Origin of the sequence: Klebsiella michiganensis, assembly GCF_002925905.1 — a bacterium.
Classification (GTDB): Bacteria; Pseudomonadota; Gammaproteobacteria; order Enterobacterales; family Enterobacteriaceae; genus Klebsiella; species Klebsiella michiganensis.
In genome coordinates this window covers 108,922-128,259 of record NZ_PRDB01000001.1, presented here as the reverse complement: position 1 = coordinate 128,259, position 19,338 = coordinate 108,922, and the positions used below count along the sequence as shown (strand labels likewise).

The window sequence follows — 19,338 nt, the reverse complement described above, 5'->3', positions numbered from 1 at the left end:
TTTGTAGGTTCAGGGACTTTAATTATTTTTTTAACTTCCAGTATTTTTGTTATAGCAAGTCCGCTATTTGAAAGGAACAGGTTGCGGGAAATAGGTACAAACAGCCGCTTAATGGCAACAGGTTTCGCGAAGGGAACAGGCCCCTCTCCCGTGGGGGAGAGGGAGGGGGAAAGTCAGGGCGTCGTTGTCGCCGGCGCTGAAGGGGGCTGGGTGCTGGTGACCTCCCCGTTGCGCATCACCTGCGCCACCTGCTGTTTCTCCATATTTATCGCGCTCAGCTGGCCGTTGACGGTCGGCTTCAGCGGCGCATCCGCCAGCACGCTGCCGGTCGCCGTCAGCTGAAGGTTACCGTCGCCGGAGACCGGCAGCGCGGGCCATCCCCAGGCCTGCAAAATATTCAGCGGCACGCCGCGACCGTTCAGGCTCAGGTTGACCAGGCGCTGCGGGAGCTGCGACACCGCCGCGGTGGCTTGCAGGATCCCTCGCTCGGTAAAGGCGCTGAGCTCGTTAACGTTCACCGTGGAGGCATTGGCGCTCAGCTTCAGCGACGGGCGGCGGACATCAATACGATTAAAGGTCGCGGCGGCGGCGTTCAGCGTCGCGCTACCGCTCCACACGCCCCAGCTGCGGTTTTTCACCAGCTGCAGCTCGCCGCCGTAGCCGTCGAGCGCGGTGATTTGCCACGGGAACGCCGGTTCAATATCGATAATCAGGTTGCGGCTGGCGCTGAACTTTCTCAGCGTCAGGCTTTGCAGCCAGTCGGGCAGCGGCGCCATCCACAGCTGCTTCCAGTTGGTTGGCAGCGTATATTCCAGCCCGGCGAACGCCGCGTCATCCAGCACCAGCGCATGGCCGGCGCGCAGCCAGTTGCCGGACGTGCGCACCATCCCGCCCTCCCAGCGTGAGGTGAACTGGCGCAGCGCGATGCCCTGCGGCGAGAATCCGGCGTTAAGGATCGGGTCGAGGAAGTGCAGCGAGCCGTAAATAAATTCGTTAGCGTTCATCGACAGCGTACCCTCCTGGCTTTGCCAGTCGCCGCGGCTCAGGGTGAGGTTGCGCAGGTTAAGATCGAGGCCGGCGATCGCCCAGTCAGGCCCCTGCAGGCTGGCGTCGGTCACATCAAGGCGACCAATCTGTAGTGACGGCAGGGTGGTCAGAGGCGCGAAAAAGTCGGCGAGTGATTTATCGCTTTGCAGGCGAATCTCGTTGAGCCGCAAATTATCGACCTGCCAGCCGCCGTCGGCGCTGCGTTTCGCCGTGCCGGTGAGCGTACCGCGGGCGACGTCCGCGCCAATGGTCGAGAGGGACACTTCGCCGTTATCAATATTCCCCTGAATCAGCACGTTGCTGGCTTCAATACCGTTGAGCGTCATCGACCCGGCGCTCATCTGAATCTGCGTTTTCTTGCCGAGCACGTTGCCCGCTTCCGGCGCCCACGGGCTGACGCCGCCGGTGACGCGCTGCGCGCTCAGATCCCAGTCGCTCTCAGGGCTATTGAACGCCATATTGCGCAACTGGAGACGGTCGGCGGCGAATGGCAGCGCCGCGGAAGAAGGGGAGAAGTTCAGCGTGCCGTCGCTGAGGACGATTTCGTCAGCATGCAGCGGGTCGCTAAACTGGCGGCTGCTAAACCCGATATCCACCGTTTGCGCCACCAGCGTGGCGGGTTTGCCGTCGCGTCCGAGGGTGACGTTTTGCAGCTGCAGGTGCAGTGGCGAGGAGAAATTATGGTCCATCTTGTTGAAAGAGACCTTCCAGCCGGTACCGTCGCTTAGCCAGGCGCTGGCCTGGCGCCCGCCCCACTGGGTTTGCAGCAGGAAGTAAGCGGCAATAATCACCACCAGCAGGGCAATCAGCAGCCAGAGAATCAGCTTTCTGAGAAATTTCATGGTCTTCGATCCTGAGCGAGGCACATAAGGCTGTTATGCCCGAATTATGCGCAATCCTCAAGACAGGAATTGTGTAATGAGATGATGTGAGGTTGATGATGCTGACGCTCCGGCCAGCATCGCGTGGCCGGAGCGTCAGAAAGGATCAGTTTTTCTCTGGCGGGAAAATCAGATTCAGAATAATCGCCGTGATGCCGCCAGCAGCGATACCGGAGGAGAGCAGATTCTTCAGCCAGTCAGGGGCGAACTGCAGGATCAGCGGCTGCTGGGAAACGCCGAGGCCGACGGCCAGCGACAGGGCGATAATCAGGATCGCGCGGCGGTTCAGCGGCTCGCGGGAGACGATACGCACGCCGGAGGCGGCAATGGTGCCGAACATCACCAGCGTCGCGCCGCCGAGCACCGGCTCAGGAATATGCTGCACGAAGCCGCTTACCGCCGGGAACAGGCCGAGCACGATCAGCATCAGCGCGACCACGAAACCGACATAGCGGCTGGCGACGCCGGTCAGCTGTATCACGCCGTTGTTCTGGCCAAAGCAGGAGTTCGGGAAGGTGTTGAATACCGCCGAAACAAACGAGTTCAGACCGTTGGCCAGCACGCCGCCCTTCAGACGCTTCATATATAGCGGGCCGGAAACCGGCTGCTCGGAGACGTCAGAGGTGGCGGTAATATCGCCGATGGTTTCCAGCGAGGTAATCATAAACACCAGCATCAGCGGCAGCAGCAGATTCCAGTCGATGCCCAGCCCGTAGTACAGCGGCGTGGGTACCATAATCAGGCTGCTTTCCGTCGGCGCGGTATTGGCCGGCAGCATATCGAGTAGCCATGCCGCCAGGTAGCCGGCCGCCATCGCGATAACCAGCGAAGCGATGCGCAGGTACGGGTTGCGCTGGCGGTTAAGGATAATAATCAGCGCCAGCACGATCCCTGCCAGCAGCAGGTTTTTTGGCGCGCCGAAGGTATGGTCGGCCATGGCGGCATAGCCGCCGCCGATGGAGGTCAGGCCAACCTGAATCAGCGACAGGCCGATAATCATCACCACCACGCCGGAGACCAGCGGGGTAATAATGCGGCGGGCGAGATGCAGAACGCGGGAGAGAACCATCTCTGTGCAGCTGGCCAGCATCAGGGTGCCGAACAGCGCGGCCATCATGGTCGGAACATCGGCGCCGCCGGTTTTCAAGGCGGTCCCGCCCATAATCAGCGGCGCGACGAAGTTAAAACTGGTGCCCTGAATCGAGAGCAGACCAGACCCCACCGGGCCCCAGGCTTTAATTTGAATGATGGAGGCCACGCCGGAGGCGAACAGGGACATGCTGATGATGTGTTGCGTATCCTGAGCCGGAAGGCCCAGAGCCTGGCAAATTAACAGCGCCGGAGTGATGACCGCGACAAACATCGCCAGCAGGTGCTGGAAAGCGGCGAACAGGGTTTGCGGTAGCGGCGGGCGGTCTTCAAGGCGGTAGATTAATTCGCTGGTTTGCTTATGCGCAACCGGTTGCGCATTTTCTGATTCTGCGGTGTTAACGGACATCACAACAATCCCAAAGGTGGCAAAGCGGGGATTTTATCGGACTGTAGACCAAAAGCAAACGTTTGCCACTCTTTAGCGGCAAATATTTAAGCAGGGAATAAGTGTCAAATATTTATTAACATTTTGTATGCTTGATCGCATCATTATCCCTACAAAATATCTTTTCCTGTCCTTTTTTCCGTACTTCTGCTTAAAATCCCTTCCCGATTACTCATGATGAGAAGCAATCGACACCGGGAATACCGTCGCGTGTGAATGGATCATGCGCCTATAAGGAGCTCTTTTTTATGTTTCATCTCGATACCTTATCGACGCTCGTTGCCGCAACACTCGTGTTGCTACTGGGTAGAAAACTCGTTCAAACCGTCCCTTTCCTGAAGAAATACACCATTCCTGAACCCGTTGCGGGCGGCCTGCTGGTCGCGCTGGCGCTGCTGGTATTAAAGAAAAGCATGGATATCGAAATCGATTTCGATATGAGCCTCAAAGATCCGCTGATGCTGGCTTTCTTTGCCACTATCGGCCTGAACGCCAACCTCGCCAGCCTGCGCTCCGGCGGCAAAGTGCTGGGGACGTTCCTGATTGTGGTGGTGGGGCTGCTGCTGCTGCAAAACGCGCTCGGAATCGGCATGGCGAAGCTGCTTGGCCTCGACCCGCTGATGGGGCTGCTGGCCGGTTCGATTACCCTTTCCGGCGGCCACGGTACCGGCGCGGCGTGGAGTAAATTGTTTGTTGAACGCTATGGCTTTGCCAACGCTACCGAAGTGGCCATGGCTTGCGCAACCTTCGGCCTCGTCCTGGGCGGCCTGATCGGCGGACCGGTGGCGCGCTATCTGGTTAAGCACTCTTCCTCCCCGGACGGTACGCCGGACGATCAGCTCGCGCCGACCGCGTTTGAAAAGCCGGATATGGGGCGCATGATCACATCGCTGGTGCTGATTGAGAGCATCGCGCTGATCGCCATCTGTTTGACGGTAGGGAAGATCGTTGCGCAACTGCTGGCGGGAACCGTATTTGAACTGCCCACCTTCGTTTGCGTGCTGTTTATCGGCGTGATCCTGAGCAATAGCCTGTCGGCGCTGGGCCTGTACCGCGTGTTCGACCGCGCGGTGTCGGTGCTGGGTAACGTCAGTCTGTCGCTGTTCCTGGCGATGGCCCTGATGAGCCTGAAGCTGTGGGAGCTGGCGTCGCTGGCGCTGCCGATGATTATTATTCTGGCGGTTCAGGCAGTGGCTATGGCGCTGTATGCGGTGTTTGTGACCTACCGGATGATGGGAAAAAACTACGATGCCGCGGTGCTGGCAGCCGGCCACTGTGGTTTCGGCCTCGGCGCGACGCCGACGGCGATTGCCAACATGCAGGCGATTACCGACCGTTTCGGTCCGTCGCACATGGCGTTTCTGGTGGTGCCGATGGTGGGCGCGTTTTTTATCGATATCGTTAACGCGCTGGTGATTAAGCTCTATCTGCTGCTGCCGGTATTTGGCTGATAAAAACCCGGAGGCGGTGCGCTACGGAATTGTGCAGTCTGCGGGCTGTAGCCCGGGTAAGGCGTTTACGCCGCAACCCGGGGATACCCCGGGATTTATATATCGACGCGGTTTCTCCCCGGCTCGCGCCGCGCTTAGCCGGGCTACGGGGTTGTGCGGTCTGCGGGCGGTAGCCCGGGTAAGGCGTTTACGCCGCAACCCGGGGATACCCCGGGATTTATACATCGACGCGGTTTCCCCCCGGCTCGCGCTGCGCTTAGCCGGGCTACGGGGGTGTGCGGTCTGCGGGCTGTAGCCCGGGTAAGGCGTTTACGCCGCAACCCGGGGATACCCCGGAATTTATACATCGACGCGGTTTCCCCCCCGGCTCGCGCTGCGCTTAGCCGGGCTACGGGGTGTGCAGTCTGCGGGCGGTAGCCCGGGTAAGGCGTTTACGCCGCAACCCGGGGATACCCCGGGATATATATATCGACGCGGTTGCCCCCCGGCTCGCGCTGCGCTTAGCCGGGCTACGGGGTTGTGCGGTCTGCGGGCGGTAGCCCGGGTAAGGCGTTTACGCCGCAACCCGGGGATACCCCGGGATTTATGCGTCGACGCGGCTTCTCCCCGGCTCGCGCCGCGCTTAGCCGGGCTACGGGGTGTGCGGTCTGCGGGCTGTAGCCCGGGTAAGGCGTTTACGCCGCAACCCGGGGATACCCCGGGATTTATACATCGACGCGGTTTCCCCCCGGCTCGCGCCGCGCTTAGCCGGGCTACGGGGGTGTGCGGTTTGCGGGCGGTAGCCCGGGTAAGGCGTTTACGCCGCAACCCGGGGATACCCCGGGATTTATATATCGACGCGGTTTCTCCCCGGCTCGTGCTGCGCTTAGCCGGGCTACGGGGTTGTGCGGTCTGCGGGCGGTAGCCAGGCTAAGGCGTTTACGCCGCCAGCCGGGAATACTTCCCCCATCTTACGCTTCGTCGTGCTCTTCCCACGCCAGCGCGCGTTTTACCGCTTTCTTCCAGCCGCTGTAGCGATAGTTACGCTCGGTGGTTTCAATCCCCGGACGGAACTCGCGTTCGATGACCGCTTTCTCCTGCAGTTCATCCAGGTTTTGCCAGAAACCGACCGCCAGACCGGCCAGATAGGCTGCACCCAGCGCGGTGACTTCGCGGACTTCCGGGCGTTCCACGCGGGTGCCGAGAATATCGGACTGGAACTGCATCAGGAAGTTGTTGGCGACCGCGCCGCCGTCAACGCGCAGGGCGTGGAGACGGATCCCGGAGTCAGCCTGCATCGCTTCCAGCACGTCGCGGGTCTGATAGGCAATCGACTCCAGGGTGGCGCGAATAATATGGTTGGAGTTCACGCCGCGGGTCAGGCCGAAGATCGCGCCGCGGGCATACGGGTCCCAGTACGGGGCGCCGAGGCCGGTAAACGCCGGAACGACGTACACGCCGTTGGTATCCTTCACTTTGGTGGCGAAATATTCGGAATCGAACGCGTCGCTAATCAGCTTCATCTCATCGCGCAGCCACTGAATAGAGGCGCCCGCCATAAACACCGCGCCTTCCAGCGCATAGTTCACCTCACCGCGCGGGCCGCAGGCGATAGTCGTCAGCAGGCCGTGCGTTGACGTCACCGCTTTCTCGCCGGTATTCATCAGCATAAAGCAGCCGGTACCGTAGGTGTTTTTCGCCATCCCCTCTTTCACGCACAGCTGGCCGAACAGCGCCGCCTGCTGGTCGCCCGCGATGCCGGCGATCGGTATACGCGTCCCGCCCTTACCGCCGATGTTGGTCTGGCCGTACACTTCGGAAGATTTGCGCACTTCCGGCAGCATGGCACGCGGGATATCCAGCGCGTCGAGCATTTTGTCGTCCCAGTCCAGCTCGTGGATATTAAACAGCATGGTACGCGAGGCGTTGGTGTAGTCGGTCACGTGAACGCGTCCCTGGGTCATTTTCCAGATAAGCCAGGTGTCTACGGTACCGAACAGCAGCTCGCCGCGTTTAGCGCGTTCGCGCGCGCCTTCGACGTGGTCGAGGATCCACTTCACTTTGGTGCCGGAGAAGTAGGGGTCAACCACCAGGCCGGTGGCCTTGCGGATGTACTCTTCCATGCCGTCGCGCTTGAGCTGTTCGCAGATTTCGGCGGTACGGCGGCACTGCCAGACGATGGCGTTATAAATCGGCTTCCCGGTTTCGCGCTCCCACACGATGGCGGTTTCACGCTGGTTGGTGATGCCGATCGCCGCGATTTCATCGGAGCTGATATCGGCTTTTGCCAGCACTTCGACCAGCGTAGAGCTTTGCGATGCCCAGATCTCCATCGGGTCGTGTTCAACCCAGCCTGGACGCGGATAAATTTGTTCGAATTCTCGCTGAGAAACGCTGACGATATTGGCATCGTGATCCATTACCACGGCGCGGGAGCTGGTGGTGCCCTGGTCGAGCGCTACGATATATTTTTTGTCGGTCATAGTATGAGTCCCGTAGTCAGATTACAGCGAAGCTTTGTGTTGCGTCGTAGAGGGGGATGCGGCTTCTTTCTCTTCGACGACGCAGGTGTCGCAAGGCAGGTGGCGGCCAATCAGCTTGCGGTAGCAGAATGCGCCCAGCGCAGCACCGACGATTGGCGCACACAGCGGCACCAGGAAATAAGGAATATCTTTGCCGCCGGTGAAGGCGACGTTGCCCCAGCCTGCCAGCCAGGCGAAGGCTTTCGGTCCGATATCACGCGCCGGGTTCATGGCGAAGCCGGTCAGCGGGCCCATGGATGCGCCGATGACGGCGATCAGCAGACCAATCAGCAGCGGCGCCAGCGGGCCACGCGGCACGCCGTTACCATCGTCGGTCAGCGCCAGAATGACGCCCATCAGGATAGCGGTAATCACCATTTCTACCGCGAAGGCCTGCACAAAATTGATATGCGGATTCGGATAGGTGGAGAAAATGCCTGCCAGCTCGAGACTTTCGACGCTACCGCGCACCATATTGTGGGTATGTTCGAAATCGAAGAAAAGATTGTAATAAAGCCCGTAAACTAAAGCCGCAGCGCAAAAGGCGCCAGCGAATTGCGCAACGATAAATGGAACAACTTTACGACCGTCAAAGCAGGCGAACAGCCACAGCGCGATGGTGACCGCCGGGTTAAGGTGCGCACCGGAAACCCCTGCGGTCAGGTAAATCGCCATGGCGACGCCCAGACCCCAGATGATGCTGATTTCCCACTGACCGAAGCTGGCTCCCGCGACCTTAAGCGCAGCGACGCACCCAACGCCGAAAAAGATCAACAACCCGGTACCGAGGAACTCTGCGATGCACTGGCCTTTTAGTGTTGATGTTTGGCTCATAATCGAATCCTGAAGCGTAGTGATGATTATTGTATGTGTGAAGGTCGCAGGCGACCACGCTGCCATGTAGGCATAGTGTTAATTTATCGTTAACGAACAAAAACGAGAAATATCGAAATTCAAATGTGTGTACCACGTCAAGAAAATGAGCGTTTTCGCGCCATAAACGCGTGTTCGGCCTTTTGCGGGAGCGTTTCACCGCACATTTTTTTACGTGTTGATTAACAATTACGAAAAAGTACCGGGTAAAAGCGGCGAACGGACCAGGTAAAGGCTGAAAAGTGTTGCAAACCGCAATCTACGCGGGTTGTCGCTGGACAGGGGAGGCGGGGCTTCATACAATCGACTACATCACCACTGTAGTGCGCTAATTTTCGTTAAGGCGTCAACGCGTATACGAAACGGACGGTTTCTATCAACGCCTTGCAAGTTCAGGAGAGGTATGACGATGTCATTAGAAGTGTTTGAGAAATTAGAATCTAAAGTTCAGCAGGCGATTGATACCATCACTCTGTTACAGATGGAAATCGAAGAGCTGAAAGAGAAGAACAACACGCTGGCGCAGGAAGTACAGAGCGCGCAGCACAGCCGTGAAGAGCTTGAGCGTGAAAACGGTCAGCTGAAAGAACAGCAGCAGGGCTGGCAGGATCGTCTGCAGGCGCTGCTGGGCCGCATGGAAGAAGTCTGATGCTTCCCGCCCCCTCCCGTTCGGGAGGGGGCAAACTCTCCCCCGCTCTATATACTCACAAGTTATAGCCAATCTTTTTTTATTCTTTAATCATCAGTCCGCTTTCTGGCACGCTTAATCCATCACAACACTACATAAAGAGAGCGGTGCGATGAATAAGTGGGGCGTGGGGTTAACTCTGTTGCTGGCATCCGCCAGCGTTCTGGCAAAAGACATTCAACTATTAAACGTTTCTTACGATCCAACACGCGAGCTGTACGAACAGTACAACAAAGCCTTTAGCGCGCACTGGAAACAAGAAACCGGCGACAACGTGGTGATTCGTCAGTCCCACGGCGGCTCCGGCAAACAGGCGACCTCGGTGATCAACGGCATTGAAGCCGACGTGGTGACCCTTGCGCTGGCCTATGACGTCGATGCGATTGCCGAGCGTGGCCGAATCGACAAAAACTGGCTGAAGCGTCTGCCGGATAACTCCGCGCCGTATACCTCAACCATTGTGTTCCTCGTACGCAAAGGCAACCCGAAGCAGATTCACGACTGGAACGATCTGATTAAACCGGGCGTGTCGGTGATTACCCCGAACCCGAAAAGCTCCGGCGGCGCGCGCTGGAACTATCTGGCGGCATGGGGCTATGCCCTTCACCAGAACAATGGCGATCAGGCGAAGGCGCAAGAGTTCGTAAAAGCGCTGTTTAAGAACGTCGAAGTGCTGGATTCCGGCGCCCGGGGTGCGACCAACACCTTCGTGGAACGTGGGATCGGCGATGTGCTGATTGCCTGGGAAAACGAAGCCCTGCTGGCGACCAACGAACTGGGTAAAGACAAATTTGAGATCGTGACCCCGAGCGAATCGATTCTCGCCGAGCCGACGGTTTCCGTGGTGGATAAAGTGGTCGACAAGAAGGGCACTCGCCAGGTGGCGGAAGCGTATCTGAAGTACCTCTACTCGCCGGAAGGCCAGGAGATTGCGGCGAAGAACTTCTATCGTCCGCGCGATCCTGAGATAGCGAAAAAATACGCGAATGAGTTCCCGAAACTGAAGCTGTTCACCATCGATGACGTGTTTGGCGGCTGGACGAAAGCGCAGAAAGAGCACTTTTCCAACGGCGGCACCTTCGACCAGATAAACCAGCGTTAAATAGCCTATCCTTATCCCCGCTTGCGCTGCGCTTAGCGGGGATACAACTCTTGTCGCCCGGACAGACGTAAGCCGCGACCCGGGGCTGAGAAGTCTGGTAGCGCCGCCTCCGGGAAAACACACCGAACCTCTTCCTGTTTTCATTTGGTCATCAAACTGCGTTACTCTTCCGTTTCTGGCTGAGACAGGAAAAAATAATGCGAAGAGTACGATACCTTTTATTAGCGCTGCTGGTGGTCGTTGTGGCGGCGATGGCCGGCGGCTACTACTGGCTTCATTCCGGCAACCCTGATGCGTTGCGCAAAATTGTTCTGCAACAGTGCGTCCCCAATCAACAGCAGCACCAGAATCCCGCGCCCTGTGCGGAAGTGAACCTCAAGGGCGGCTATGTGCTGTTTAAAGACCGCAATGGCCCGCTGCAGTATCTGCTGATGCCGACTTACCGTATTAACGGCACCGAAAGTCCGCTGCTGCTTAATCCCCTGACGCCGAACTTCTTCTGGCAGGCCTGGCAGGGGCGCGAAATCATGAGCCAGCATCGTGGTTCCGCCGTATCGGATGACGCGGTCTCCTTGACCATCAACTCGCGCAGCGGACGCACGCAAAATCATTTCCATATCCATATCTCCTGCCTGCGTCCCGATGTCCGTACCCAGCTGGACAAGGACGCACCCGCTATCAGCAGCCGCTGGTTGCCGCTGCCCGGCGGACTACTGGGCCACGAATATCTGGCGCGTCGGGTCACTGAAACGGAGCTGGCGCAGCGCAGCCCGTTCCTGATGCTGGCCGAAGAGGTGCCGGAAGCGCGTGAACATATAGGCCGTTTTGCGCTGGCGATGGCAAAGCAGAGCGATGGCTCGCTGGTGCTGCTGGCCACCGAGCGTAACCTGCTAACGCTTAATCGCGCATCGGCGGAAGAGATTCAGGATCACAGCTGCGCAATCCTGCAATAGCCCCACCATATCTGGCGTTTACCTGTCTTATTGTCCGTCGTATTCTTGCTGAAAAAATCGACAGGAGACAGGTATGTCGCTCTGGTTGTCCCACCCTCTGTTCCTTCCTTCTATCATCGTCGGCATCACTATTCTCCTCTGGGCGACTTCGCTACTGCCGGAGTTTATGACTGCGCTGCTGTTTTTTGCCGCAGCGATGATCGCCAAAATCGCGCCGCCGGAGGTGATTTTTGGCGGCTTTGCCTCATCGGCGTTCTGGCTGGTGTTCAGCGGATTTGTGCTGGGGATCGCGATACGCAAAACCGGGCTGGCGGACAGGGCGGCCCGGTCGCTCTCGTCACGGCTGACCGACTCCTGGCCGCTGATGGTCGGCAGCGTGGTGCTGCTCAGCTATGCGCTGGCGTTTGTGATGCCGTCCAATATGGGGCGTATCGCGCTGCTGATGCCGATTGTGGCGGCAATGGCCAGGCGTGCCGGCATTGAAGAGGGGACGCGCCCGTGGTTTGGCCTGGCGCTGGCGGTGGGGTTCGGGACCTTCCAGCTGTCTGCCACCATCCTGCCCGCCAACGTCCCGAATCTGGTGATGAGCGGCGCGGCGGAGGGATCGTATGGTATCCATTTGAATTATCTTCCCTATTTACTGCTGCATACGCCTGTGCTCGGCTGGCTCAAAGGGGCTGTGCTGATCGCCCTGATATGCTGGCTGTTTCCCGGAAAACCGTACCCGCCGCGCGACATGACGCCGCTGCCGCCGATGAGCCGCGATGAGAAGCGCCTGGCGTGGCTGCTGGTGGTAGTGCTGACGCTCTGGGTGACGGAGAGCTGGCACGGCGTGGGGCCGGCCTGGACGGGGCTGGCGGCGGCGGTGATAACGCTGCTGCCGCGGGTCGGTTTTATCAGCGGCGAGGAGTTTTCCAGCGGCGTGAATATCCGCACCTGTATTTACGTCGCCGGGATTTTGGGGCTGGCTATCACCGTGACGCAAACCGGTATCGGCGGCGTGGTGGGGAATGCCCTGCTGCAGATTATGCCGCTGGATAAAGAGAGCCCGTTTACCAGCTTTCTCGCGTTGACCGGCATTACCAGCGCGCTGAACTTTATCATGACCGCTAACGGCGTACCGGCGCTGTATACCACCTTCGCGCAGAGCTTCTCCGATGCCACCGGCTTCCCGCTGCTGAGCGTGATTATGATTCAGGTGCTGGGGTACTCCACGCCGCTGCTGCCGTATCAGGCGTCACCGATTGTCGTGGCGATGGGGCTAGGGAAAGTGCCTGCGCGGGCGGGAATGCTGCTGTGTATCGCGCTGGCGGCGGTAAGCTATTTGATTCTGCTGCCGCTGGACTACCTGTGGTATCAGGCGTTGGGGAAACTGTAGCGAGGTAAAAAAACCCGACTTGCGCTGTGCTGAGCCGGGCTACAAATATTGCAGATTTCTGGTCAGTAGCCCCGGTTGCAAAGCGCGACCGGGGAAAGGCCTTAAAGCGAATTACGCTTTTTTCGCGGCTTCTGCTGCTTTAACGATCACCGCGAAAGCGTCAGCTTTCAGGGATGCGCCGCCAACCAGCGCGCCGTCGATGTCCGGCTGGGTGAACAGCTCTGCTGCGTTGCCCGCGTTAACGGAACCGCCGTACTGGATGATCACTTGTTCAGCCACTTTCGCATCAGCTTTAGCGATGTGGTCGCGAATGAATTTGTGTACAGCCTGAGCCTGAGCCGGGGTAGCCGATTTGCCGGTACCGATCGCCCATACGGGTTCATAAGCGATAACTGCGCCTTCGAACGCCGCCGCGCCCTGGGTTTTCAGAACGGCGTCGATCTGACGCGCGCACACTTCTTCCGTTTTGCCCGCTTCGTTTTCCGCTTCGGTTTCACCGATGCACAGAACCGGGATCAGACCCTGCTCTTTCAGTACCGCGAATTTCCTGGCGATAAACTCGTCGGACTCTTTGTGGTAGGTACGGCGCTCGGAGTGGCCGATGATGATGTATTCAGCGCCGATGTCTTTCAGCATTTCGGCAGAGGTTTCGCCAGTGAACGCGCCGGACAGGTTCAGGTCAACGTTCTGCGCGCCCAGGTGAATGTGGCTGCCCGCAGCGGCTTGTTTAGCCAGGTCGATGTACATCTCAGGCGGAGCAATGGCAACTGCACAGCCGGTTACGCCAGCCAGTTCGGTACGCAGGTTCGCGACCAGTTCGTTTACCATGTGGCGGCTGCCGTTCAGTTTCCAGTTACCCATCACTAAAGGATGTCGCATTTTTATTCTCCACGCTTTAAAGCGAATTAAGGAATATAGCCGCCCCCGCGGGCAGCATGGTCTGTGAAACAGTATAGAGATTCATCACTGGAAAGGCTTTGCTTTTTGTCATTTATTGTTGTTTTCCAGCGTTTCAGATAGCGCCAGCTTAATCGGTTCAACAGCGAAGGTCAGCCCCTTTTCGCCGTTGTCCGCCACCACATAGCGCACAGCACCTTCCGTTTCGGAGAAGTAACGTTTGCCTTTTCCGGCGGTCAGCAGTTTCTGCAGCTTCTGCTGGCTTTGCGTCAGGCTGAGCGTGGGTACGAACGCGCGCATCACGGCGCTCATATACTCCTGGGCTCTCGCTTTCGCCGCTTTCTGCTGCGGCCCCTGAATCGGTAGCCAGGTGATCTGCATCGATTTAATTTTGAGCGTGCCGCGTTCAAGCGCGGTCGACGCGTAAAGGTTCTCATTGATCTTCGTGGCGGCGCGGGTCAGGTTTGCCTGGTCTTTGCTGGCGGCGACGGCGCGAAATTCATTGAGCGATAGCTTCGGGTTATCGTTGTTGAATTTTTCCCGAAACTCGCTGATGGAAATATCAAAGGCCGGCGCGCCGGAGAGAAGATAGGGCGCCGTAGCGCTGGCGTCTGACTCGGCGGACAACGCTTTTTGGCCGACGGATAATGCCGCCAGCCCAATTAAACATAAGGTTGCCCACTTCTTCATGCCCATCTTCCCTTTTTTTATCTGCTGACGATTAAAACGAGAACCGTCACGCTTGTCAAAAAGTCACGCCTTCAGGGTAAACTACGTCGGTGATGATGATAAGGAATAAAACATGACCCTACAGCAGTGGCTATTCTCAATTAAAGGGCGGATTGGACGTCGCGACTTCTGGATCTGGATCGCTATCTGGATAATGACCATGAGCGCGCTGTTCACGCTGGCCGGTAGTAACCTTCTCAATTTACAGACGGCGGCTTTTATTCTGGTGTGCCTGCTGTGGCCGACGGCGGCGGTGACCATTAAACGCCTGCACGATCGGGGTAAATCCGGGCTCTGGGCGCTGCTGATGATTCTGGCGTGGATGCTGCTGGCGGGCAACTGGTCGATGCTGCCTGGGGTCTGGCAGTGGGGCGTCGGGCGGTTTATACCGACGCTGATTATCGTCATGATGCTGATCGACCTGGGCGCGTTTGTCGGTACCCAGGGCGCGAATAAGTTTGGTAAAGAGACGCTGGACGTGCGCTGGAAAGCGGAATCCTGATTACCAGTAGTGTTCGGCGGTCATATGACCCGGCCGGCGACGCAGGTGCTTGCTCATCTGCCGGGTCTCTTTCAGCAACTGCTGGGTGTCGCGCACCATCTGCGGGTTACCGCACAGCATGACGTGGCTGCTCTCGGCGTTCATCGGCAGGCCGACGGCCTCTTCCAGCGCGCCGGTTTCAATCAGGAACGGGATACGTCCCGTGAGCATGCCCGGCGCGGTTTCCCGGCTCACGACCGACTGGATGCGCAGTTTGCCCGCATAGCGCGCTTCCAGCGCCTGCATCTGCGGCAGATAGCTGAGGTCGGCGGCATAGCGCGCGGCGTGCACCAGTACCAGGTTTTTAAAGCGATCCAGGTCCTTCCCTTCTTCCAGAATTGACAGGTACGGGCCAATCGCCGTGCCGGTGGCGAGCATCCATAGGGTGTCGCAATCCGGCACCTCTTCCAGCACGAAGAAACCGGCGGCTTCGCTGACCACCTGGACTTCATCGCCCGGCTTCAGAGCCGCCAGCCGCGGGCTGAGCTTGCCCTCCGGAACCGTCACCAGATAGAACTCAAGATCGGGGTTGCTGGGGGCGTTGACGTAGGAATAGGCGCGCTGCACGCGTTCTCCGTCTACGTCCAGCCCCAGTTTGGCAAACTGCCCAGCGGTGAAGGGCGCAACCGGCGCGTGAACGGTGAGGCTAAACAGTGCATCAGTCCAGTTCTGTACTTTTACCACTTTGCCCGTAACCCAGTTTGCCATAGCGACTCTCCTCTCAATCCTGTTAACGTATCTTCACCGCGACGAGAGCAGATTTCCAGCCCGAAAAGGCTGGAAAGCTCTATTGATCAAATGTTTTTACAGGATGTGCAGCTGAATATCCGGGTCTTTGCGATCGAGATAATGAATCGATTGAATACGGCGGATAGTGCGGGATTTACCGCGGATCAGCAGGGTTTCGGTGGTGGCCATATTGCCTTTACGGGTGATACCGTCCAGCAGATCGCCCTTGGTGATGCCGGTTGCCGAGAAAACCACGTTGTCGCTGCGCGCCATATCGTCCAGGCGCAGCACTTTGCCTGCTTCAATGCCCATCGCCTGACAGCGTGCCAGCTCGTTTTCGCCGATGCGGCGGTTCTCTTCGCTGTCGCCCTTCACGTGGTGACGCGCCAGCAGACGGCCGTTCATATCGCCGTCCAGCGCGCGGATCACCGCAGCGGAAACGACGCCTTCCGGCGCGCCGCCGATACCGTACATGACGTCAACTTCGCTGTCCGGCATGCAGGTCAGAATAGAGGCGGCAACGTCGCCGTCGGGGATGGCGAACACGCGCACGCCCAGCTTTTGCAGCTCAACAATGACGTCGTCATGGCGCGGCTTGGCTAAGATGGTGACCGTTAATTCACTCAGCGGCTTATTCAGCGCGCGGGCGATGTTATGCAGGTTCTCCGCCAGCGGCAGGTTCAGATCGATGGTGCCCTTCGCTCCCGGGCCGACAATCAGCTTTTCCATGTACATATCTGGCGCATTCAGGAAACAGCCCTTATCGCCTACCGCCATGACCGCCAGCGCGTTCGCCTGGCCCATCGCCGTCATGCGGGTGCCTTCAATGGGATCGACGGCGATATCTACCGCATCGCCGTGGCCGGTACCGACGCGCTCGCCAATGTACAGCATCGGCGCTTCGTCGATTTCGCCTTCGCCAATCACGATAGTGCCGTCGATGTTGATCAGGTTGAGCATAATGCGCATGGCGTTGACGGCGGCGCCGTCGGCGGTATTTTTATCACCGCGGCCTAACCATTTGTAGCCTGCCAGCGCGGCGGCTTCGGTGACGCGCGAAAATTCGATGGCCAGTTCTCGTTTCATAATCCACTCATCTGAATAAAAATTATGCGCAGCGTGGCGAGATGACGTTCGCGCTACGCGTTGGAATAGCGTTCGGTTTCCGGCATCCAGCGCTCTATCAGCGCCTGTGCCTGCTGGGGATAGCGTTCGTGAATATGGCGGGCGATGCGCTGAACTTCCGGGATCATAGCCTGATCGCGCAATAAGTCCGCGACTTTAAATTCAGCGTTGCCGGTCTGACGGGTGCCGAGCAGCTCGCCGGGGCCGCGAATTTCCAGGTCTTTTTGGGCGATGACGAAACCGTCATTGCTATCGCGCAGAACCTGCAGGCGCTTCTGGGCGGTTTTTGACAGCGGCGATTTATAGAGCAGCACGCAGTGGGAGGCTACCGCACCGCGCCCGACGCGCCCTCGGAGCTGGTGCAGCTGCGCCAGCCCCAGACGCTCCGGGTTTTCGATGATCATCAGGCTAGAGTTGGGCACGTCCACGCCGACTTCAATCACCGTGGTGGCGACCAGCAGATGCAGCTCGCCCTGCTTGAACGCGCTCATTACCGCCTGCTTCTCGGCGGATTTCATACGCCCGTGCACCAGGCCGATATTCAGCTCCGGCAGCGCGAGCTTCAGCTCTTCCCAGGTGGCTTCCGCCGCCTGAGCTTCCAGCAGATCCGACTCTTCAATCAGCGTACAAACCCAGTAGGCCTGGCGACCTTCGTGAGTGCAGGCGTGACGTACGCGGTCAATAATATCGCTGCGTCGCGTATCCGGAATGGCCACCGTCGTAACCGGCGTTCGGCCCGGCGGCAGTTCATCGATGACCGAGGTGTCGAGGTCGGCATACGCGGTCATCGCCAGGGTGCGCGGAATCGGCGTGGCGGTCATAATCAGCTGGTGCGGGTGAAATCCCTGCTGTTGCCCTTTCTCCCACAGCGCCAGCCGCTGATGGACGCCAAAACGGTGCTGCTCGTCGATAATCACCAACGCGAGGCCGTTAAACTGGACCTGCTCCTGAAAGATGGCGTGGGTGCCGACAATCATCTGTACCTGTCCGCTGGCGATAGCCTCCTGCTGCGCCAGGCGCGCTTTGCCTTTTTGTTTGCCAGCCAGCCAGCCCACCTCAATGCCCAGCGGTTCGAACCAGCTGCGGAAGTTATTGGCGTGCTGTTCAGCCAGCAGCTCGGTCGGCGCCATCAGCGCTACCTGTTTGCCGTGGGCGATGGCGCGCAGGGCGGCAAGCGCGGCGACCAGGGTTTTACCGGAGCCCACGTCCCCCTGCACCAGACGCATCATCGGCACGTCCAGCGCCATATCGCGCTCGATTTCAGCCGTGACGCGCGCCTGCGCGCCGGTCGGCGTAAAGGGGAGGGAGGCCAGCAGTTTATCTTTTAGCGTGTCGTTAGCGCTGAGCGCGAGGGCGTGGTAGCGCTGGGCGCCTGCCCGCAGCGCCAGCATGCTGAGGTTATGCGCCAGCAGCTCTTCCAGGATTAAGCGCCGCTGAGCCGGATGTTTGCCGCTTTCCAGCTCGCTAAGCTGTAACGTGGGCGGCGGGCGATGCAGCGTGCGCAAGGCGTCCGGCAGGCTCATCATCCCCTGCGCCAGCTCAGGCGGCAGCAGCTCGGCGATCGCGCAGGTTTCAAGCAGCTCCAGCGCCTGGTCGGTGAGCTTACGCAGCGTAGCCTGCTTGATGCCTTCAGTGGTGGGATATACCGGGGTCAGCGTTTCCTGTAAATCAGGGGTACTCATGTCGCCCTGAACCCGATATTCCGGATGGATCATCTCCGCCCCGTGCTTACCGCGCTTCGCCTCACCGTAGGCCAGCACGCGGCGCCCGGTTGCCAGGCTATTTTTCATCGCCGCGCTGAAGTTAAAAAAGCGCATGGTGAGGATGCCGGAGCCGTCGCTTATCTGGCAGGTCATCATCCGGCGGCCGCCGAAAGTGATGTTGCAGTTGAGGACTTCGCCTTCAACGGTGGCGTAAACGCCGGGCAGCAGTTCGCCGATGTGATACAGATGGGTGCGGTCTTCGTAGCGTAGCGGCAGGTGCAGAAGCAGATCCTGTACCGTATGCAGGCCGATTTTTGCCAGCTTACTGCTCTGGGCCGCGCCAACGCCCGTCAGGGAGTTGAGCGGCACCGCATCCAGCAGACGGCCCTGCATGATTACTTCGCCGCCTGCATGGTGGCCCACCACGCGGCATCGGCTTCGACTTCGCCCTGCTCGTTGACGTGGGGGTAGGGAAGTCCCTTGCGTTTAGCGACCTTCGCCAGCACCGGATAGCCGCCTTCAAACAGCAGGCGCTGCTGGTCTTCTTCCGGCAGCATACTGTTCTCGCGCCGGTACATGCCGGCGTTCTGCCGCTGGCGCTGGGCTTCGTAGAGGATAAGCGCTGAGGCGACGGAAACGTTCAGCGACTGCACCATGCCAATCATCGGAATGATGATGTCCTGGTCCGCCAGGTCTAACGCTTCCTGCGTAATGCCGGTTTTCTCCTGCCCCATCAGGATACAGGTGGGACGGGTATAGTCGATTTCACGGAAATCGACGGCGTTATCAGAGAGATGGGTCGCCAGGATCTGCATGCCCTGGCCTTTTAAATGGGTGACGGCCTCGCCAATAGTACGGTGGGTTTTGACCTGCACCCAGCTATTGCTGCCGGCGGCCGCGGAGGCCATGGTACGCATACGGCTACCTGGCCAGATGGCGTGCACTTCATGCACGCCAACGGCGTCTGCGGTACGAATGACCGCAGAGACGTTATGAGGCTTATGGACCTGCTCCATGCAGACTGTCAGGTCAGGCTGGCGCCTGGCGAGCATCTCGCAGATACGCGCATAACGCTGTAAATTCATGATACTTCCATCCTTCGAATGACTCTTTAATCGCTGCGGAATACGCGGCCCATTCCTGGGCCTTGCCCTTTACGGGGCCGCTGTAAGCAGCGTTCAAATCTGCTCCCGGCAGATTTGT

The 19,338-nt window shown here is 58.9% G+C and carries 16 protein-coding genes; 6 read left to right on the top strand and 10 right to left on the bottom strand.

The window, feature by feature from the left end:
- Positions 1 to 173: 173 nt before the first annotated feature.
- Positions 174 to 1,889, bottom strand: coding sequence for an AsmA family protein (locus CDA56_RS00620; RefSeq protein ID WP_014227263.1), 1,716 nt, complete (start codon positions 1,887 to 1,889; stop codon positions 174 to 176).
- Between the two features lie 145 nt (positions 1,890 to 2,034).
- Positions 2,035 to 3,426 (bottom strand): nucleobase:cation symporter-2 family protein, encoded by a 1,392-nt coding sequence (locus CDA56_RS00615; protein WP_004855527.1) that lies wholly within the window; start codon positions 3,424 to 3,426, stop codon positions 2,035 to 2,037.
- 287 nt (positions 3,427 to 3,713) lie between these two features.
- Between CDA56_RS00615 and gltS the strand changes: the two genes are divergently transcribed.
- On the top strand, positions 3,714 to 4,916 hold the full coding sequence (gene gltS / locus CDA56_RS00610) for a sodium/glutamate symporter (RefSeq protein WP_014227262.1): 1,203 nt from the start codon (positions 3,714 to 3,716) through the stop codon (positions 4,914 to 4,916).
- A gap of 950 nt (positions 4,917 to 5,866) precedes the next feature.
- Here gltS and glpK read toward each other — a convergent pair.
- Together glpK and CDA56_RS00600 are read right to left on the bottom strand one after the other, a co-directional pair.
- On the bottom strand, positions 5,867 to 7,378 hold the full coding sequence (gene glpK, locus CDA56_RS00605; protein ID WP_004126722.1) for a glycerol kinase GlpK: 1,512 nt from the start codon (positions 7,376 to 7,378) through the stop codon (positions 5,867 to 5,869).
- A gap of 21 nt (positions 7,379 to 7,399) precedes the next feature.
- Complete coding sequence (locus CDA56_RS00600) at positions 7,400 to 8,251, bottom strand: MIP/aquaporin family protein (protein WP_004855525.1); 852 nt, start codon at positions 8,249 to 8,251, stop codon at positions 7,400 to 7,402.
- Positions 8,252 to 8,693: 442 nt separating this feature from the next.
- Here CDA56_RS00600 and zapB point away from each other — a divergent pair, with 442 nt between their 5' ends.
- From zapB to CDA56_RS00580, 4 genes are all read left to right on the top strand, one after another.
- Complete coding sequence (gene zapB / locus CDA56_RS00595) at positions 8,694 to 8,939, top strand: septal ring assembly protein ZapB (RefSeq protein WP_009652751.1); 246 nt, start codon at positions 8,694 to 8,696, stop codon at positions 8,937 to 8,939.
- Positions 8,940 to 9,090: 151 nt separating this feature from the next.
- Entirely contained in the window at positions 9,091 to 10,080 is a 990-nt protein-coding gene (locus CDA56_RS00590; RefSeq protein WP_004126718.1) for a sulfate ABC transporter substrate-binding protein, read from the top strand.
- A 197-nt stretch (positions 10,081 to 10,277) separates the two neighbouring features.
- Complete coding sequence (locus tag CDA56_RS00585; RefSeq protein ID WP_102803692.1) at positions 10,278 to 11,033, top strand: CDP-diacylglycerol diphosphatase; 756 nt, start codon at positions 10,278 to 10,280, stop codon at positions 11,031 to 11,033.
- 73 nt (positions 11,034 to 11,106) lie between these two features.
- Complete coding sequence (locus CDA56_RS00580) at positions 11,107 to 12,411, top strand: SLC13 family permease (protein WP_102803691.1); 1,305 nt, start codon at positions 11,107 to 11,109, stop codon at positions 12,409 to 12,411.
- Positions 12,412 to 12,522: 111 nt separating this feature from the next.
- Here the strand turns inward: CDA56_RS00580 and tpiA are convergent, their stop codons facing one another.
- Positions 12,523 to 13,290 carry a triose-phosphate isomerase gene (gene tpiA / locus CDA56_RS00575; protein ID WP_004855521.1) on the bottom strand — a complete coding sequence of 256 codons (768 nt, stop codon included), beginning with the start codon at positions 13,288 to 13,290 and terminating at the stop codon, positions 12,523 to 12,525.
- A gap of 108 nt (positions 13,291 to 13,398) precedes the next feature.
- Positions 13,399 to 13,998, bottom strand: a complete 600-nt coding sequence (locus CDA56_RS00570; protein ID WP_004855520.1) for a DUF1454 family protein — start codon at positions 13,996 to 13,998, stop codon at positions 13,399 to 13,401.
- 112 nt (positions 13,999 to 14,110) lie between these two features.
- Here CDA56_RS00570 and CDA56_RS00565 point away from each other — a divergent pair, with 112 nt between their 5' ends.
- Positions 14,111 to 14,539, top strand: coding sequence for a DUF805 domain-containing protein (locus CDA56_RS00565; protein WP_004126694.1), 429 nt, complete (start codon positions 14,111 to 14,113; stop codon positions 14,537 to 14,539).
- Here the strand turns inward: CDA56_RS00565 and fpr are convergent, their stop codons facing one another.
- The 4 genes from fpr to trmH form a co-directional block, all read right to left on the bottom strand.
- On the bottom strand, positions 14,540 to 15,286 hold the full coding sequence (gene fpr, locus CDA56_RS00560; protein WP_014227260.1) for a ferredoxin--NADP(+) reductase: 747 nt from the start codon (positions 15,284 to 15,286) through the stop codon (positions 14,540 to 14,542).
- A 96-nt stretch (positions 15,287 to 15,382) separates the two neighbouring features.
- Positions 15,383 to 16,393 carry a class II fructose-bisphosphatase gene (gene glpX, locus CDA56_RS00555; protein ID WP_014227259.1) on the bottom strand — a complete coding sequence of 337 codons (1,011 nt, stop codon included), beginning with the start codon at positions 16,391 to 16,393 and terminating at the stop codon, positions 15,383 to 15,385.
- Between the two features lie 53 nt (positions 16,394 to 16,446).
- Positions 16,447 to 18,528 carry an ATP-dependent DNA helicase RecG gene (recG, locus tag CDA56_RS00550; protein WP_064357634.1) on the bottom strand — a complete coding sequence of 694 codons (2,082 nt, stop codon included), beginning with the start codon at positions 18,526 to 18,528 and terminating at the stop codon, positions 16,447 to 16,449.
- 2 nt (positions 18,529 to 18,530) lie between these two features.
- Positions 18,531 to 19,220: a tRNA (guanosine(18)-2'-O)-methyltransferase TrmH gene (gene trmH, locus CDA56_RS00545; RefSeq protein WP_004855515.1), complete on the bottom strand. Its 690-nt coding sequence runs from the start codon at positions 19,218 to 19,220 to the stop codon at positions 18,531 to 18,533.
- Positions 19,221 to 19,338 lie beyond the last annotated feature (118 nt).

Excerpts from the sequence above, each read along its gene's own strand:
- CDA56_RS00620 (WP_014227263.1), bottom strand. The coding sequence starts at position 1,889 with ATGAAATTTCTCAGAAAGCTGATTCTCTGGCTGCTGATTGCCCTGCTG.
- CDA56_RS00615 (WP_004855527.1), bottom strand. The coding sequence starts at position 3,426 with ATGTCCGTTAACACCGCAGAATCAGAAAATGCGCAACCGGTTGCGCAT.
- gltS (WP_014227262.1), top strand. The coding sequence starts at position 3,714 with ATGTTTCATCTCGATACCTTATCGACGCTCGTTGCCGCAACACTCGTG.
- glpK (WP_004126722.1), bottom strand. The coding sequence starts at position 7,378 with ATGACCGACAAAAAATATATCGTAGCGCTCGACCAGGGCACCACCAGC.
- CDA56_RS00600 (WP_004855525.1), bottom strand. The coding sequence starts at position 8,251 with ATGAGCCAAACATCAACACTAAAAGGCCAGTGCATCGCAGAGTTCCTC.
- zapB (WP_009652751.1), top strand. The coding sequence starts at position 8,694 with ATGACGATGTCATTAGAAGTGTTTGAGAAATTAGAATCTAAAGTTCAG.
- CDA56_RS00590 (WP_004126718.1), top strand. The coding sequence starts at position 9,091 with ATGAATAAGTGGGGCGTGGGGTTAACTCTGTTGCTGGCATCCGCCAGC.
- CDA56_RS00585 (WP_102803692.1), top strand. The coding sequence starts at position 10,278 with ATGCGAAGAGTACGATACCTTTTATTAGCGCTGCTGGTGGTCGTTGTG.
- CDA56_RS00580 (WP_102803691.1), top strand. The coding sequence starts at position 11,107 with ATGTCGCTCTGGTTGTCCCACCCTCTGTTCCTTCCTTCTATCATCGTC.
- tpiA (WP_004855521.1), bottom strand. The coding sequence starts at position 13,290 with ATGCGACATCCTTTAGTGATGGGTAACTGGAAACTGAACGGCAGCCGC.
- CDA56_RS00570 (WP_004855520.1), bottom strand. The coding sequence starts at position 13,998 with ATGAAGAAGTGGGCAACCTTATGTTTAATTGGGCTGGCGGCATTATCC.
- CDA56_RS00565 (WP_004126694.1), top strand. The coding sequence starts at position 14,111 with ATGACCCTACAGCAGTGGCTATTCTCAATTAAAGGGCGGATTGGACGT.
- fpr (WP_014227260.1), bottom strand. The coding sequence starts at position 15,286 with ATGGCAAACTGGGTTACGGGCAAAGTGGTAAAAGTACAGAACTGGACT.
- glpX (WP_014227259.1), bottom strand. The coding sequence starts at position 16,393 with ATGAAACGAGAACTGGCCATCGAATTTTCGCGCGTCACCGAAGCCGCC.
- recG (WP_064357634.1), bottom strand. The coding sequence starts at position 18,528 with ATGCAGGGCCGTCTGCTGGATGCGGTGCCGCTCAACTCCCTGACGGGC.
- trmH (WP_004855515.1), bottom strand. The coding sequence starts at position 19,220 with ATGAATTTACAGCGTTATGCGCGTATCTGCGAGATGCTCGCCAGGCGC.